At 46.3% G+C, this 13,933-nt stretch carries 19 protein-coding genes; 1 reads left to right on the top strand and 18 read right to left on the bottom strand.

The features are described 5' to 3' along the window. Positions 1-6: 6 nt before the first annotated feature. The 16 genes from folD to AC787_RS07915 all read right to left on the bottom strand — a co-directional run bounded on the left by folD (position 7) and on the right by AC787_RS07915 (position 11,059). Entirely contained in the window at positions 7-867 is an 861-nt protein-coding gene (gene folD / locus AC787_RS07990; RefSeq protein ID WP_054024291.1) for a bifunctional methylenetetrahydrofolate dehydrogenase/methenyltetrahydrofolate cyclohydrolase FolD, read from the bottom strand. 49 nt (positions 868-916) lie between these two features. Beyond that, positions 917-1,360, bottom strand: a complete 444-nt coding sequence (nusB, locus tag AC787_RS07985) for a transcription antitermination factor NusB (protein ID WP_054024290.1) — start codon at positions 1,358-1,360, stop codon at positions 917-919. Between the two features lie 177 nt (positions 1,361-1,537). Continuing rightward, a complete protein-coding gene (locus AC787_RS07980) occupies positions 1,538-1,768 on the bottom strand; it encodes a DUF2273 domain-containing protein (protein ID WP_054024289.1) in 231 nt (76 codons plus the stop codon). A 14-nt stretch (positions 1,769-1,782) separates the two neighbouring features. Beyond that, complete coding sequence (gene amaP, locus AC787_RS07975) at positions 1,783-2,340, bottom strand: alkaline shock response membrane anchor protein AmaP (protein ID WP_054024288.1); 558 nt, start codon at positions 2,338-2,340, stop codon at positions 1,783-1,785. Positions 2,341-2,442: 102 nt separating this feature from the next. Next, positions 2,443-2,850, bottom strand: a complete 408-nt coding sequence (locus AC787_RS07970) for an Asp23/Gls24 family envelope stress response protein (protein ID WP_054024287.1) — start codon at positions 2,848-2,850, stop codon at positions 2,443-2,445. 135 nt (positions 2,851-2,985) lie between these two features. Next, complete coding sequence (gene accC, locus AC787_RS07965; protein WP_054024286.1) at positions 2,986-4,341, bottom strand: acetyl-CoA carboxylase biotin carboxylase subunit; 1,356 nt, start codon at positions 4,339-4,341, stop codon at positions 2,986-2,988. Between the two features lie 53 nt (positions 4,342-4,394). Further along, the gene (accB, locus tag AC787_RS07960; RefSeq protein ID WP_054024285.1) at positions 4,395-4,886 is read right to left on the bottom strand and encodes an acetyl-CoA carboxylase biotin carboxyl carrier protein; all 492 of its coding nucleotides are present in this window, start codon (positions 4,884-4,886) and stop codon (positions 4,395-4,397) included. Positions 4,887-5,130: 244 nt separating this feature from the next. After that, positions 5,131-5,748 carry a SpoIIIAH-like family protein gene (locus tag AC787_RS07955; RefSeq protein WP_054024284.1) on the bottom strand — a complete coding sequence of 206 codons (618 nt, stop codon included), beginning with the start codon at positions 5,746-5,748 and terminating at the stop codon, positions 5,131-5,133. A gap of 32 nt (positions 5,749-5,780) precedes the next feature. Beyond that, positions 5,781-6,413, bottom strand: a complete 633-nt coding sequence (gene spoIIIAG / locus AC787_RS07950; protein WP_054024283.1) for a stage III sporulation protein AG — start codon at positions 6,411-6,413, stop codon at positions 5,781-5,783. Positions 6,414-6,444: 31 nt separating this feature from the next. Beyond that, entirely contained in the window at positions 6,445-7,197 is a 753-nt protein-coding gene (spoIIIAF, locus tag AC787_RS07945; protein ID WP_054024282.1) for a stage III sporulation protein AF, read from the bottom strand. A gap of 20 nt (positions 7,198-7,217) precedes the next feature. Then, a complete protein-coding gene (spoIIIAE, locus tag AC787_RS07940) occupies positions 7,218-8,465 on the bottom strand; it encodes a stage III sporulation protein AE (protein ID WP_063847498.1) in 1,248 nt (415 codons plus the stop codon). Between the two features lie 5 nt (positions 8,466-8,470). Beyond that, positions 8,471-8,866, bottom strand: a complete 396-nt coding sequence (gene spoIIIAD, locus AC787_RS07935) for a stage III sporulation protein AD (protein WP_054024281.1) — start codon at positions 8,864-8,866, stop codon at positions 8,471-8,473. Positions 8,867-8,905: 39 nt separating this feature from the next. Continuing rightward, on the bottom strand, positions 8,906-9,109 hold the full coding sequence (spoIIIAC, locus tag AC787_RS07930) for a stage III sporulation protein AC (RefSeq protein WP_054024280.1): 204 nt from the start codon (positions 9,107-9,109) through the stop codon (positions 8,906-8,908). Positions 9,110-9,124: 15 nt separating this feature from the next. Next, a complete protein-coding gene (gene spoIIIAB / locus AC787_RS07925; RefSeq protein WP_054024279.1) occupies positions 9,125-9,643 on the bottom strand; it encodes a stage III sporulation protein SpoIIIAB in 519 nt (172 codons plus the stop codon). Then, entirely contained in the window at positions 9,640-10,689 is a 1,050-nt protein-coding gene (gene spoIIIAA / locus AC787_RS07920; protein ID WP_082360672.1) for a stage III sporulation protein AA, read from the bottom strand. Before spoIIIAA ends, spoIIIAB begins: the two co-directional genes overlap by 4 nt. 103 nt (positions 10,690-10,792) lie before the next feature. Further along, the gene (locus AC787_RS07915; RefSeq protein ID WP_054024278.1) at positions 10,793-11,059 is read right to left on the bottom strand and encodes a YqhV family protein; all 267 of its coding nucleotides are present in this window, start codon (positions 11,057-11,059) and stop codon (positions 10,793-10,795) included. A 135-nt stretch (positions 11,060-11,194) separates the two neighbouring features. Here AC787_RS07915 and AC787_RS07910 point away from each other — a divergent pair, with 135 nt between their 5' ends. After that, positions 11,195-11,908 (top strand): 2-phosphosulfolactate phosphatase, encoded by a 714-nt coding sequence (locus AC787_RS07910; protein ID WP_054024277.1) that lies wholly within the window; start codon positions 11,195-11,197, stop codon positions 11,906-11,908. 76 nt (positions 11,909-11,984) lie between these two features. Here the strand turns inward: AC787_RS07910 and AC787_RS07905 are convergent, their stop codons facing one another. Together AC787_RS07905 and efp are read right to left on the bottom strand one after the other, a co-directional pair. Beyond that, positions 11,985-13,238, bottom strand: coding sequence for an aspartate kinase (locus AC787_RS07905; RefSeq protein WP_054024276.1), 1,254 nt, complete (start codon positions 13,236-13,238; stop codon positions 11,985-11,987). A gap of 128 nt (positions 13,239-13,366) precedes the next feature. Then, entirely contained in the window at positions 13,367-13,924 is a 558-nt protein-coding gene (gene efp, locus AC787_RS07900; protein ID WP_053376760.1) for an elongation factor P, read from the bottom strand. Between the last annotated feature and the right edge of the window lie 9 nt (positions 13,925-13,933).

The following is a 13,933-nucleotide window of genomic DNA, read 5'->3' as shown; positions in this document are numbered from 1 at the left end:
CCGCCATCACTCCTTAATTCCGTTTGCCCTTTTTGCCGCTGTAATTGTATTTTTCATTAGGAGTGTAATCGTCATAGGACCAACTCCGCCTGGTACTGGTGTAATGAATCCTGCTGTTTCCAAGCAATCGTCAAAATCAACATCACCCGCGAGCTTGCCATTCTCCAAACGGTTAATGCCGACATCAATAACGATAGCGCCTGGCTTAACGAATTTACTATCAATAGCTTTCGCTTTCCCGATAGCGACGACTAGAATATCTGCCTGTTTGGCGATTTCTTCCATGTTGGCAGTACGAGAATGACATATCGTAACAGTAGCATGTTCACGGAGCAGCAGCATGGCAACTGGCTTGCCAACGATGTTGCTTCTGCCGATAACAACTGCATGTTTCCCCGAAATGTCAACGCCACTGCGTTTAATAAGCTCAATGACTCCTGCTGGCGTACACGGCAGCAAGCTGTCGTCGCCAATAACCAAATTGCCAACGCTTTCTGGATGGAAGCCATCGACATCTTTATCAACGGCAATGGCATCAATAACAGCCTTCTCGTTGATATGTTTCGGAAGCGGTAATTGAACTAGAATTCCATTAATCGTAGATTGGTTATTCAAACGTTCAATGACAGCAAGTAAATCTTCTTCACTTGTGTCTGCGGCTAAACGATGTACCTCTGAATAGAAACCAAGCTGCTGGCAAGCTTTTTCCTTTGAGCCAACGTATACTTTTGAGGCAGGATCTTCGCCTACGAGTACGACTGCCAAACCAGGGATGACCCCTTTTTCTTTCAAGGCTGCAGTTTCCGTAATCATCTCCTCACGGATAAGGTCGGATATTTTCTTTCCTTCAATGATTTGTGCACACATAGCTCCAGTCTCCTTTTACATCGATGAATGTTTGATCACTTACATGCAATTATGATTTTAATTCTTCAATTTCCAAAAGCAATTTTCCAAGTACGCCATTGACAAACTTGCCGGATTCCTCTGTACCAAAATGTTTCGCAAGCTCAATCGCTTCATTGATCGTTGCTTTTGGCGGAACATCGTCACGGAATACCATCTCGTACGTAGCAAGTCTTAGAACTTGACGGTCTACGCGCGATAACCGGTCGATATGCCAGCCCGTCAAAAACTGCTGCAGCATACCGTCAATCGCTTGCTTATGTTCCATTACGCCTGCTACAATCTCTCGCGCAAACGCATCTGTGCTGCCAATCTCAGCAGGATCAGCACCCATTTCATTATCTAGACTCATTTCTTCCACAAGCATGTCAACTGCATCTGAAGCCGTAACTTCGTTCATTTCCATCTGATATAAGCTTGAAATCGCTATTTCCCGTGCTAATCTACGTTTCATGTGACCTCCGCGGCAGTTTCATGCCGATAAAATGGTTTTATTCTTGTAAACTCTATAGTTCAAGCCAAAACGCCTTCGGCGTCCTCTTGACGCCGAACTTCAAAAAAAACCTATGATCTCCTCCCTGCCCCGAATAAGCGGCTTTCCGAAATCCGGAGTACGGAGGAGACCACAGGATCATTTAAACGGTCGAAATCTTTCCAACAACGAATACCAAAGCCGCTGCCATGGAAAAACAGGTCCGTCACTTGTTTCCTTTTGTAAGCCGATCCAATAACCGATTGAGACGAGCAACCCTACAAAAAGCATGTCCCAAAAACCGACAAACAAATATAGCAATCCGAAAAACAACCCAATCGCTGCGCCAATAGCACGCTTGCGATAGATGTCCCAGAATTCCCTCCACATGAGCAAACTCACCTCTATTCCACGCGACTCTTGAACGTCCCCGTTTGAATGATGTTCGCAACATATACCGCAACGTTAGTTACGGGTATACCGGCTATTTCCTCTACATGCTCTTTCACCGTACGTTGAATCTCTTCAGTCAGCACCGGTATGGAACTTTCACCATCAACTACAGCGCGTATCACAATATCTAGACCAGCATCCGTCGCCCGAATGCGAGCGCGCAAGTCCTTTACGCCGCGTTGGCGTGAAGCTGCCTTCAATGTCAAATTTTCAATAGTTTCAAGAGAGATACGAATATCACCGAAATCCGTTCTTTGATCAATTGACGGAGCTGAAGCTGATCCGCGATGAAGAGATACAACAAAAAACCTTAAGCTAAGAATGAATAAGATGACTCCGACTACTGCGAACGTAATTTGTATGGAGTCGATACGATATAAATCGCCTACTAAATCGTTCAATAAATCTCGCGATATCCAGCCAAATCCAATGGATAGCAGAAAAACGGATACACATCCAATCACGATGCTATACAAAAACAAAAGCAGCTTGTCCACGACCTTAATCAAGCGTAGCGCCTCCTCCTGCCAAGCCGAATGAAAACCCCCTTGCGCCGAGCGGCATGCCCATTCACGAGGGGGTTGTACGGGATTTAATTAAACCATTTTTATTTATTTCACTCTGTGAAGCACTTCTTCTTCTTCCGGTTTATCAAGCGTCTTGAAATGTACATCGTGAATATGTACGTTCACTTCAACAACGTGGAGTCCCGTCATCATCTCAATAGAGCGTTTCACATTTCGTTGAATTTCCGAAGCAATCTCCGGAATACGGTTGCCGTACTCAACGATAATGGATACATCTACTGCAGCTTCACGCTGACCCACTTCAACTTTAACACCTTTGGATAAATTTTTGCGTCCAAGAAGCTCTACAATGCCTCCTGCAAATCCGCCGCTCATTCCAGCGACTCCATCCACTTCAATCGTAGCTAATCCAGCGATTACTTCGATGACTTCAGGTGCAATTTGAATCGTGCCAATGTCCGTTTTCTCATACTCCGCAGCTATCGTACTCATGATGGCTGTACACCTCCTTAAAGTTGCGCGTACTCGGCTTTAAGCCAAGCAATAAACCGCATCTTGTTAATATACTATAACATTCGGTAAGAAATATGACAAACGATACTACTTGTTCACATCTTTGTCGTATCTTCATTCAGGAGCGTTAATATCATGCTCTTCAAGAAACTTAATGTCGAAGTTTCCACTAACGAATTTCGGATGATTCAGCAGCTTCAAATGGAATGGAATCGTTGTCCGAATGCCTTCAATAGCGAATTCAGACAATGCCCGTTTCATTCTTGCAATTGCTTCTTCACGGGTTGATCCCCAAACGATTAACTTAGCAATCATCGAGTCATAATGCGGTGAAATCGTGTAGCCTGGATAAACTGCGCTGTCTACGCGAACACCGGCTCCGCCTGGCGGCAAGTAAAAAGGAATCAAACCAGGAGAAGGCATGAAATTTCTTTCTGAATCCTCTGCATTGATCCGGCATTCAATGGACCAACCATTAATCTTAAGATCGCTTTGCGAGAAGGAAAGTGGATTCCCTTCTGCTACAGAGATCATTTCTTTAATTAAATCCACGTTTGTGATCATCTCTGTTACGGGATGCTCAACTTGAATACGTGTATTCATCTCCATGAAATAAAACATCTCGTCAGGGCCAAGTAAAAACTCCAACGTTCCAGCACCTGAGTAGTTTACCGCTAAAGCTGCACGAACAGCTGCTTGTCCCATGCGATCACGAAGTTCAGGAGTTAGTACAGAGCAAGGCGCCTCTTCGACTAGCTTTTGGCGTCTGCGCTGCACGGAGCAATCACGTTCAAACAAATGAACAGCATTGCCATGCTTGTCTGCCATAATTTGAATTTCAACGTGCTTCATGCCCGTTAAATATTTTTCTAAATATACACCAGCATTGCCGAAGGCTTTTTGAGCCTCTTGCTGTGCAGTTGTAATTTGCGCTACTAGCGTGGTCTCGTCATCCGCAATCCGAATGCCTTTGCCTCCGCCGCCCGCAGTCGCTTTAATAATAACGGGGTAGCCGATTTCGCGAGCAACGCGGATCGCTTCATCCATATTCTCTACAAGACCGTCAGAACCCGGAATGATTGGCACATCAGCCGTTCTCATCGTCAGCTTGGCAACCGCTTTGTCGCCCATTTTGTTAATAGCTTCGGGTGATGGTCCGATGAAAGTGATATTGCATGATTCGCAGATTTCTGCAAAGTCAGCGTTTTCAGCTAGAAAACCATAACCTGGATGAATAGCATCGCATTCGGTTATTGTAGCTACGCTCATAATATTTGTTAAGTTTAAATAGCTGTCTTTAGATGCGGTAGGCCCGATGCAATAGGCTTCGTCGGCTAACCGTACATGAAGCGAATCACGATCCGCTTCGGAATAGACCGCAACGGTGCTAATACCTAGTTCGCGACAAGCACGAATAATACGTACAGCAATTTCACCGCGGTTTGCAATTAATATTTTGTGAAATTTCACGTAGGAACCCCTTTCAAACGACAGTTTCCCTGTTCGGACGTTAACTCACTACATTATTCAGGCTTTACAAGGAACAATGGCTGGCCGTACTCGACAAGCTGGCCGTTAGATACCAAAATTTCCACAATTTCGCCGCGAACCTCTGCTTCGAGTTCATTCATCAGCTTCATAGCTTCCAAAATACATACAACGCTCTTATCATTTACGCGATCGCCAACTTTTACGAAAGCACTTGCTTCCGGAGTCGGAGAACTATAGAACGTTCCTACCATTGGAGATACGATTTGGTGCAAATGATCCGTTGAAGGACGAGCTGGTGCCGTTTCTTGTACGGCTTGAGGCTGCGCTGCTGGAGCGGCCGGCTGAACTTGTAATGGTGCAGGCGCGTATGTATGCGTAATTGGGGCCGCTTGCATATTCACCACTTCTGTTTTGCCAGGCTTGCGAATGAGCAGGCGAGTCCCTTCGTTTTCGATTTCCAGCTCATGAACGGAAGTTTGATCAACCAATTTGATCAACTCTTTGATCTCGCTCAATTTGAACATGAATATTTTCACTCCTTAAATTTGCGATAGCAAGATTGCTTCCATGGCTTGTAACCATTAATGGTGTTCATGCCATTATAACCAATTCTTTCACATAACGTATAACATTATATCATAAACAAGCCTGAACACGAATCATTTTTTGTTCAATCGCGGATGACAGTATAAAAAAAGGCCTTGCCGCCTCCAGCTAATATGCTGGAACGACAAGGCTTTTTCTCCGTATTAGAGCCATTCGTGCTGCTTAAGGGATATATTGTACCGATACTTGATCAGCATCTACATCAAGAGTGCTCATGACCAGTTTTATAATGTCAGCTGCTTGCTTTTTCTCAAGCTTCTCGCTTGAGACAACTACATTGTATTTGTCGCTTTGCTCATCGATGACTACATTTTCATATTGCTTGAGCAGCTCTGCTTCAATGCCAGTCAGCTTCGTATGTTTCTCTTCTAACATATCAAGCTCAGCTATTGCGGCAGATGCTTCTTCTGGTTTTTTGAGCGTATCGTTAACAGCCGCCATTACACGATTATCAATTTCGTTGTACTTCATTTCCCGTTTCGCGAGCAGTTCACTGAATACTCCACCTGCAGCCAAGCCTTGTGCATCAATTTGTTTTAATGCTTCTTTATCAGCTTCGCTTAAAATGGTTCCATCCACTGGCTGCTCCACTTCATTTACGACCAGACCATCACCGCTTGCTGCAGCCTCAGTCGCATTTTGCGCTGCTTGTTCCGTTTGTGTGCCATCCGTCAGCACATCTGGAGTCTCCACATCCTGCGTGAATAAATAATACGCTGATAATACCACCATCAAGCTGAGCATTGATACAAGCCATACCGTTTGTCTTTTCGTGTTCATGAGAACACCCTCCCCATCAATTCAATTTGGTTTTATTGTTTGCTTGGTACAACAGAAATTCGATTAACCGGCACACTGATGCCCTTCTCCACCGCATTGGTAATGATGCGTCTAACTGTTGCATTTTCAGCACCTTTGGCAACTATGAGGATACCGCGTATACGCGGGTTAATCGTTTTGGTTATGATCGGCTTTTGATCGCCGGAAACCTCATAAAATACGACCTGTCCGTCTTTTGAGATCGCCGTAATATGCCTCTTCCCACCGTTCGGGTCATTCTCATCGGTCACCTGTTGTGATTCTTGTGTATTTCGTTCATGGATGATTTCTTCCGTGGAATCGACCGTTACAAGTACATCAACCGTTCCCACGCCGACAATTTTCTCTAATATCTCCTTCAGTCTTACTTCTAAGGTATTCTCAATTGTGGTGAATACGGAACTTCCTGAGGACACCGAATTCCCCCAAGCAGCCTCGGTTTGAGGCGGCGGATTCGGATCCTGCACAGAGGGCTCAACTTCTTTAAAGGGTAAAAATGAATTCAATATCATTAGCGCTGCGCCAATCCCCCCAACGATTAGCAATATTCGCAGTGTCCGCACTCGCTTTGGACCGCCGGGACCGCCGCCAACCGCTGATTCTATGCCATCAAGCCATTTGGCCACCGCGCCTTACCTCCTCTCCATTCCTAACCTCTCACTTTGCCTCTTGTTGATCCGCTGGTTTTCTTACGATAATCTGTTCATCAGCAAGCCCCCACCCCTTCGCAATCAAGCTTTTTATCGCAACTGCTGTAGCAGGATCAGCTCTTGACCAATTCCCTTCAACCATCTCAGTCTCATTAGACGCTTCCAGATCAGCTTTATCATCCTTGCCGATTGGAGCTGAACTTCCATCTTCTATAGATGCTATTTCAACGTCTACAACAACTGGCTGCACCGCTTCCACGGAAGCACCTTCCTTTACTAATCCTTTTTTGTTATCTTCCGCTTTAAGAGTAACGATTACTTGACTGATATAAGGTGTTTGGGCTCCAGAAACCGTAGTCCACTTCAGTACGGCATCAACCTCGTCTACTGATGCTTTCGTCCGCTCGGTAAGCTCATTTCGAATGGACGCTTCCAATGTTCGTTCCGTCAATCTGGCAGCTTCCAGGCTGCGTTTGTTGCTCATCGCCTCAGCATCTCGCTTAATTTGGTTTAATCCACTCATTTGCGTCTCAACTGTCATAGCCGATTTGCTCCATTTCTCCATGCCTTCATCCAGCTTCGCACCGATGTCACTTTGTATGAGTTTCAATATGGGCGAGAGAATCGTCAGGAGAATGAACAAGCCGACTACTAGCCGAGCGTAGCGCTGCATCGCTTTGTTCGGGAGCAGAAGTTCGACGAACACTGCCAGTAGAATGACTGCTATAATATCTCTCAGCCAGTCGCTTAACCAAGCCATCACAGCTCTCGTCTCCTTCCTTACCTGACCATCATCGCCGCATTGCCTGCAGTCAAAATGATCGTAACCGCAAGAAAAAACATAAGACTGACAGCAGCCAAAGCCGCAAAAACGTAAATCATCGTCTTGCCTATTGTTTCTAAGCATGTGACGATCGGAGATTCTCCCAGCGGCTGCATGACAGCAGCGGCAATGTTATAGATGAGTGCTAGCGTCATTATTTTGATTGCAGGAAATGCGCTGATGAAGAGCAGAATAATGACACCTGCTAAGCCAATTGCATTTTTTGCAAGCATGGAAGCCGAGATTACCGTATCCGCTGCATCAGAAAACATTCTCCCTACAACAGGGACGAAATTTCCCGTTACGAACTTAGCTGTCCGCAGCGTAACTCCATCCGTGACTGCTCCTGTCGCACCTTGCACCGAAATGACTCCTAGAAATACCGTAAGCAGCACTCCCATTACGCCCACTCCGATGTTACGCAACAGATTCGCTAGTTGAGTAACTTTGAATTTTTCCGACAATGCACTTGCTATGTGAAGCACGGCCGAAAAGAACAATAATGGAAACACGAGCTTGTAAATGAGTGTTCCTACGGCATGAATCATGAAAATGATCAAAGGATGCAGTACCGATACGGTGACTACATTGCCCATTGATGCAAGCAGCGTAAGCAGCAGCGGGACCATCGCAAGCATAAATTGAATCATGCTCTCAATTGCACCTTTTGCATAACCCATTGCGACATGAAAGCTGTTCACCGCGATAATGATTAGCACCATGTACGTAATCGAGTATGCTACCTTGCTGACTGCGTTTCGTTCAAAAGCGTTTTGCAGCGTCTCGAGCACCATACTGAACACGGTCAGCATCACTATGGTCACAAGCAGCTTGCCATTGTAGAGCACCTCATGCCACAAATACTTCAGCAGGCCGCTCAGAATATCCGTAAGCTTAAGACCCTCACCTCCTGGTAGAATCATCTCCATGAAACTTGGAATATGCTGTTCTGGGAAATAACCGCCATATTCACTTCGGAGATTGTTCCAGTAAGACTCGACAGCACCCGTATCTAGTCCACCAATTTGCTGAGCCGTGAGCTCCTTAGAAAGCTCATCCGCATTAACTTGGTTATCTACAACTGGTGCTGCGCTCTCACCGCTTATGGCATAGGTGACAGTTGGCGCGATAGACAATACGATCATTGACACTAAGATGAACAGCATCAGCTTGGCCCTATCGCGCGCAGGAGTGAGCTTAATCATTCGCTTCACCCCCCATCCGGCAGCAGCCCAATAACTGTCTCAACAATGACGCTGATAATAGGGACAGCCATAACAAGAATAAATACTTTGCCGGCAAATTCGATTTTCGAGGCAATCCCCTCTTGCCCCGCATCTCTGACGATCTGTGCTCCAAACTCAGCAATATATGCGATTCCGATTATTTTCAAGATCGTCTTCAAGTAAATGGAAGGGATACCTGATCGATTAGCCAGATCCTCAAGCACGGAAATGACAATTTCGATTTTGCCGATCAAATACAGGAATATAAACAATCCCGTAAACGCGGCGAGCAAAAAAGAGAACATCGGCTTTTGCTCACGAACGACAATGATGAGTACCGAAGCCATCAGACCAAGACCAACGATTTGAATCATTTCCATTTGGCTCACCTGCTTGCATTCACGTCTGAATGATGACGTCTACTGGAACAAAAAAATCGATTTGATTTCCTGGAACAATTCATTAAGCATTCGAACAACCATAAACAATACGACAACAAAACCGATAAGCGTTACCCAGTGCGCCATATCTTCTTTTCCCATTTGCTTCAGTACCGAATGTATCATTGCGATAACAATTCCGATTCCAGCAATTTGGAAAATGGCGCTCACATCCATATTCATCAATGCGGCACCCCACTACACCATCAAAATGACGACCAGAACAGCGATCAATATACCGAGACTTTTCCACATCTTCTCGTAACGCCCCTGATCGTCTCTCGCAGCGTCCTCCTCAGCCTTCAGCTGCAATAACGCAAGATGTATATGCTTCATTTGATCTTCCTTATCGCTTATTCCAAGCGTTGATCCTAAACGTATAAGTACAGCCTGCTCGTTTTTTCGCATCGAGGTTGCATCCCACTGTGACTTTATCGCTTGCTCCCAGCTATCGCTAAAGGTAAAGCTTTCGGTTTCCCAGACCCCGCTTGCTGCCTTGCGAAATATGGTTGCTAGCGGCTCTGGCGTAGCTGATGCGGTTCTCTCCAGTGCTTCTGGCAATGGGGTATGACCATAGCCGATTTCTGTCTCCAGTCTTTGCAGCGCATGTGCCAGCTGTCTTAACTGCCTAGGACGCTCGGCGAATTTCGCCGCTTGTTGGAAGCCTATCATCGTGCCTGCAAACAGAACCAAAACCGCCCCTAAAAGCTTAATCACGGATCACCAGCTCGGTATCGTCCAGAGAAGGCAGGTGCGGTATCCGCAAGCGGCCGACCAGGTGGCTTAGGCTCGCGCACAGGGGTTCGATCGGCGACAGTCTCTGCCGGTACAACCCGGTGCATAATGCCTTGTTCTGTGCGCTTCAGCTCAACCACGTAGGTGAACGCTCCTTCTTCCAGCAGCTTCAGCAGTACAGGCCTGCCTCTAGCATCCTGCAAATCATAGGCGTGTGCAGTTGCGACCACACTGATTCCCGCATGGCTAGCTTCTCGGATGGCTTCCGCATCCTCTGGCCGTCCAATCTCATCAATGATCATGACCTCTGGCGACATCGAGCGCAGCAGCATCATCATGCCTTCTGCCTTAGGGCAAGCATCCATGACATCGGTTCTCGGTCCAACATCAAAAGTAGGAATGCCGCGAACGCAGGCTGCAATTTCCGAGCGCTCATCTACGATTCCTACCTTTCGGCCCTGCCAGCTGCTTGCTTCGAGAGTTGGCCACAACCCATAGCTGACTGATCTAGCGATGTCTCGCACGAGTGTCGTCTTTCCTTGCTGCGGAGGAGCTAGAATGAGAGTGGAATGCAACGTTTTTCTCGTCCGATCGATCAGCTTAGGCAGAAGAAGCGCACTCGCTCCGATCACCTCTCTGGCTACTCGGATATTGAATGCGCCAATATCGCGTATTCCGCGAACGGCTCCGCTGTCCAGTATCGTCCTGCCAGCCAGTCCAATTCGATGCCCGCCTGAAACCGTTATAAAACCTCTTCTCAGCTCCTCCTCCATTGCGTACAAGGAATAGTTGGTAATGCGTTCGAGCAGCTTGCGGCATGTGTCTGCCGAAGGCTTGTATGCTCCGTCGGCAGCTTGGCGCAGCGTCCCGTCAATCATCATAAATCGAGACTGTCCACGGAAACCTATTTCAAGCGGCCGTCCCTCTCGAATCCGAATTTCCTCCAGCTGCTCCTGCATTGGTTCAGGAAGGCGCTCTAGCAGCGTCTTCAGCTCCAAAGGCAATAAATGTGATACGCGTGCCAGCATATGATTATCACTCCCGGATGTTTGTCCTTCGTAGTTCCTATTTGTATGCGTGTATTGCGAAAATATGTCTGTCTCGTTTCACAAATGCTAGAGTTGAAATCTATTATTTTTTCAAAATACCGATCATCAAGCAAATAACGCCTGCTCCTACCCAAAGAAACTTCGCTGGGGACAGCTTATCGGACATCCCGACGAGCCCAACCGTTGTTGTTGCAATTAGAATGAGCGGACCAACTAAAGCTAGCGATGAGTTTACGACTAAGGCTTTGTCGATTTGGTTCAACCGAAGCATGAGCAGCGCAGCGCAAATCTCAATAGTCCCTGATGTCAGCCGTAGTGATGCCATCGTCAATACGATTTTATTAAGCATGAATGGAGTACCTCCTTTCAACAAACCCTCTATTTCTTAATCATATGCAGGCTTGTCTGCCTTTCATGCCCGCACCGGGTGGTAGCCCAGCGCATATCATATAGCATTGAGTTCGAGAAAGGCGGAATAACAACGATGCAAGTGCAGGTTATATCCAGTGTGAACGAGGCTAGTTCAGCAAGATTTCATCATAAGACGGCGATCATCATCGATGTTTTGCGAGCCTCAAGTACGATTGTTACCGCTATTGCTGCGGGAGCTTCATGCATAATACCTGCTGAAACCGTGATGGAAGCACGCGCGCTTCAGCGACCAGGAGATTTGCTTGGAGGAGAACGCTTTTGTCGTAAAATTGCTGGTTTCGATCTTGGAAATTCGCCAGAGGAATACACCGAACAGGTCGTTGCTGGCAAGAGAATCATCCTGACGACAACGAATGGCACTAGAGCGATTCATAAATCAATGAGAGCGGATTATGTGCTGACTGCATCGCTTCTAAATGCGGAGGCTTGTGCGCGCGCGGCGATTGAGCTGCGGAGGGATGTTGTCATTTTGTGCGCGGGGAGTCACGATGAATTTGCAATCGAGGACGGATTATGTGCTGGCTTTGTACTTGATAGACTTCAAGGCTTAAGTCATTTTGCGATAGAGATGGATGACTTCGGATATGCTATGCTGGCTTTGTACAGGAATCGATCCGCTCACATAAAAGAAACCATTATGAGCGGAATGACAGGAAAAAAACTAATGAAGCTTGGGATGAAAAAAGACATAGAGGCATGTTCTGCTATTGATATCTATCAAGAAGTTCCCAGACTTAACGGTGATCAATTAACGAGAAATGGATAACATCTTAAGTGTTTTTAGACAACAAAAAAAAGGCGCGCTCCTTAACAAGGGGCGTGCCTTCTTTACTTCTATTTGATTAACGACGATCCTGAGGGCCGCCAACGAATGCTTGTTCAGCCGTATCAAGGCCGTATGCAGTATGAAGTGCACGCACAACATCACTGAGAGGCTCAGCTTCAATAACGCAAGAACATTTGATTTCTGAGGTGCTTACCATCTTGATGCTTACTCCAAGTGAAGAAATCGATGCGAACATTTTCGCTGCTACGCCTGGATTGCTGACCATGCCTGCACCTACGATAGATACTTTAACAAGATCAGATTCCGACGTTGTCTCACGGAAAGAAACAGTGCCGCGAATTCCTTCGATAACCGAGATCGCTTTGTCTTTATCGTCGCCTGAAAGCGTGAAGGAGAAATCGGCTTTGCCGTCCTGAACACCGCTTTGTACGATAATGTCAACATCGATGCCGTTGCTTGCCAATGCGCCAAACACATTTGCAAGTACGCCAGGAACGTCCTCTACTCCCATAATGCTAATTCTTGCTACATTTTTGTCAAACGCGATGCCGCGAACGACCACGCCTTGCTCCATGACCGCTTCCTCCTTCACACTTGTACCTTCGTTTTGAGTAAAGCTTGAACGCACAACAAGCTTAACATTGTTATGCTTAGCGTACTCCACCGCACGCGGATGTAATACTGCAGCGCCTAAATTAGCAAGCTCAAGCATTTCATCATACGAAATTTCGTTTAGCTTACGCGCATTTTTCACTACGCGAGGATCAGTTGAGTAAATTCCGTCAACATCGGTATAAATCTCGCAAACGTCTGCTTTCATCGCAGCTGCCATAGCAACTGCAGTCGTGTCAGAACCGCCGCGACCGAGTGTTGTAATTTCCCCCTCTTCTGTCATCCCTTGAAAACCTGCAATAATAGCTACATTTCCCTCTTCAAGCGCTTTGAACACGCGCTCTGGATGGATATTCGTCATCTTCGCTTTTCCATGCACCGCTTCTGTACGAATGCCTGCTTGCCAACCCGTAAAGGAAACGGCCTTTGCACCAAGCTGGTGTACGGTCATCGATAGCATTGCTATCGAAATTTGCTCTCCAACCGTTAATAACATATCCATTTCCCGCGCCGGCGGATTTGGATTAAGCTGTTTCGACTGATCGATTAAATCGTCAGTCGTATCTCCCATGGCAGAAACAACAACAACGATATCGTTGCCTTCTTGCTGCCTCTCAATAATACGCTTAGCTACGCGCTGCATCCGCTCCGGCGATCCAACGGAGCTGCCGCCAAACTTCATCACTATCAACGACAAAGCCGATTCACTCCCAAACCTGACATGTACATACAAGTCAATATTATATCACATTGAGCTTATCTATGGGTATATCCTCTTACAAAAAAACCGTCCGAAATCCTTCGGACGGTTTATCAAGCTGCTTACTAAGCGCGCGAGATGTATTTGCCTTCACGAGTATCGATCAGCAAAACATCGCCTTCGTTAATGAACAGTGGAACTTGAACGTTAAGGCCAGTTTCAACCTTAGCTGTTTTTGTTGCGCCTTGCGCTGTGTTGCCCTTCACGCCTGGCTCTGTTTCAATAACTTTCAGCTCTACGCTGTTTTGCATTTGAATACCAAGGATTTCACCTTGATAGCTCGAAATGTTAACGTTCATGTTTTCTTTCAGGAAGTTTAGCTCCCACTCAAGCTGTTTCTTGTCCAAGTTAAATTGGTCAAACGTCTCGTTATCCATGAATGTGTACTCCGAGCCGGAGTTATACAAATATTGCACTTCACGGTTTTCGATAATCGCGCGGCCAATACTTTCGCCTGCACGGAACGTTTTCTCAACAACGTTGCCGTTGCGAAGGTTTTTCAGCTTAGAGCGTACGAATGCAGCGCCTTTACCAGGTTTTACGTGCTGAAAGTCAAGAACTGTAAAAATATCTGTGTCTACTTGCACGGTCAATCCTGTTTTAAAATCGTTTACTGAAATCATTGCTGATTC

The organism is Bacillus sp. FJAT-28004 (assembly GCF_001280845.1).
Taxonomy (GTDB): Bacteria; Bacillota; Bacilli; order Paenibacillales; family Paenibacillaceae; genus Pristimantibacillus.
This window is presented reverse-complemented; position numbering and strand designations above follow the sequence as displayed.